General features: G+C 44.8%; 3 protein-coding genes. All 3 read left to right on the forward strand.

Annotated elements, in window-relative coordinates; translation table 11 throughout:
- The first annotated feature begins 105 nt into the window (after nt 1–105).
- Genes JGK20_RS34210 through JGK20_RS34220 form a run of 3 tightly spaced genes read left to right on the forward strand, consistent with a single transcriptional unit; the run spans nt 106 to nt 1,409 of the window.
- Nucleotides 106–297 (forward strand): hypothetical protein, encoded by a 192-nt coding sequence (locus JGK20_RS34210; RefSeq protein ID WP_293203365.1) that lies wholly within the window; start codon nt 106–108, stop codon nt 295–297.
- A gap of 19 nt (nt 298–316) precedes the next feature.
- Nucleotides 317–712, forward strand: a complete 396-nt coding sequence (locus tag JGK20_RS34215; protein ID WP_293177072.1) for a hypothetical protein — start codon at nt 317–319, stop codon at nt 710–712.
- Entirely contained in the window at nt 705–1,409 is a 705-nt protein-coding gene (locus JGK20_RS34220; protein ID WP_293177074.1) for a hypothetical protein, read from the forward strand. The genes JGK20_RS34215 and JGK20_RS34220 overlap by 8 nt, the downstream gene beginning before the upstream one ends.
- Nucleotides 1,410–1,501 lie beyond the last annotated feature (92 nt).

The following is a 1,501-nucleotide window of genomic DNA, read 5'->3' on the forward strand; positions in this document are numbered from 1 at the left end:
CTGTAGTTTAGACTAACTAAAGATGAGAACGGTGGCCCAAGAAGAACTAGAGCCACCGTTAAGGAGAGAATGAGGGTGAAAAATAAAAACCTATCCACTCCTTAAATGAACAGTGAACGATTAAAGGACTTTCGTCAAGAAGCATACGAGTTATTAGTACGAGGCAAGGATGCAACATTCGAGCTGATGGATGCAGTGATGACCACGCCCGAATGCAGCCTGTTTGGCGGAATTTTCGCTCAATCCATTATTCCATCGTCAATGGCCAAGCGTCTACGAGGCATTGCAAGACTGTAGACCAGACCGGAAAAAACTGATGCTGCTGTATCTGGAGCAATTACAGAAGGAAGCACCCTCAACGGAACACGTTTTAGTGGCAATCGATCATACTGCATGGGGCAGACCAGATGCCAAAACATTACAAGACAGAACCCATGAATATCACAAAGGCGTAATTATTGGACAGGGGTACAGTACAATTGCGTGGATACCCGAAGCAGAAGGAAGTTGGGCATTACCCCTACTACATGAACGAATTAGTAGTTGGTCTTCACCAATAGAAAAAGCAGCTTCCCAACTCAAACTTGTTTGTGAACAGAGCATCAATCCAGTCTTAGCAGTTTTAGATCGAGAATATGGCAATGCAAATTGGGTACTGGCGCAAGCAGATATTCAAGCTGATTGTTTAATGAGAGTCCGAAAGAATGCCTGAAGAGTGGTCAGAACCACCAGCATATAGTGGTCGCGGCAGACCACGCAAGCACGGGCAGAAAATGAGACTCAACGACCCAACCACATGGCTCCAAGCGGATACTGTGATTGAAATTGACGAACATCCAGATTTGGGACAAGTCCGAGTCACTCAATGGCTAGACTTACATTTTTATCGTGCGCCTGGACAGAGAGTCAATTTAATCCTCGTCGCAAGAATGAAGCTCATGTCAAATGGTCAGCCATTTCCACCCTTATGGTTGGCTTGGGTGGGAGAACGAACTCTCCCTCTAGAAACAGTCTGGTTCAAATATTTACGACGTTTTGGAGTAGATCATTGGTATAGGTTTGCCAAGCAACGACTACACTGGACATTGCCTAACCTGAGAACTCCCGAACAATCCGAGCGTTGGAGTGATTTAATGCCGTTGATGAGTTGGCAACTCTGGCTAGCTAGGGATTTAGTGGTTGAGAATGTATTACCTTGGCAATCTGCTACGATTAATTTAACCCCTGGACGTGTTGCTCAATCAATGTTGTCGCTTTTAGTTGACATTGGTACTCCCGCAAAAATGCCTAAACAGAGGGGAAAATCCCCTGGTTGGGAAAAAGGAAGGGTACGGACCAAGGCACCGTGCTATCCCACTGTGAAAAAACGGGTTTCTCGACGTAAAAAGTCTTCAAGATTAGTTATTTAATCTTCTCCCTCTTGAGTTTTTGAGTAACAGCTTGCCGGATATTCAAAGGCGGCTACTTTTGGCTGCAATCATTTTTTAGTCTAAACTACAGT

Source organism: Microcoleus sp. PH2017_05_CCC_O_A, assembly GCF_020738785.1.
Taxonomy (GTDB): Bacteria; Cyanobacteriota; Cyanobacteriia; order Cyanobacteriales; family Microcoleaceae; genus Microcoleus.

Excerpts from the sequence above, each read along its gene's own strand:
- JGK20_RS34210 (WP_293203365.1), top strand. The coding sequence starts at position 106 with ATGAACAGTGAACGATTAAAGGACTTTCGTCAAGAAGCATACGAGTTA.
- JGK20_RS34215 (WP_293177072.1), top strand. The coding sequence starts at position 317 with ATGCTGCTGTATCTGGAGCAATTACAGAAGGAAGCACCCTCAACGGAA.
- JGK20_RS34220 (WP_293177074.1), top strand. The coding sequence starts at position 705 with ATGCCTGAAGAGTGGTCAGAACCACCAGCATATAGTGGTCGCGGCAGA.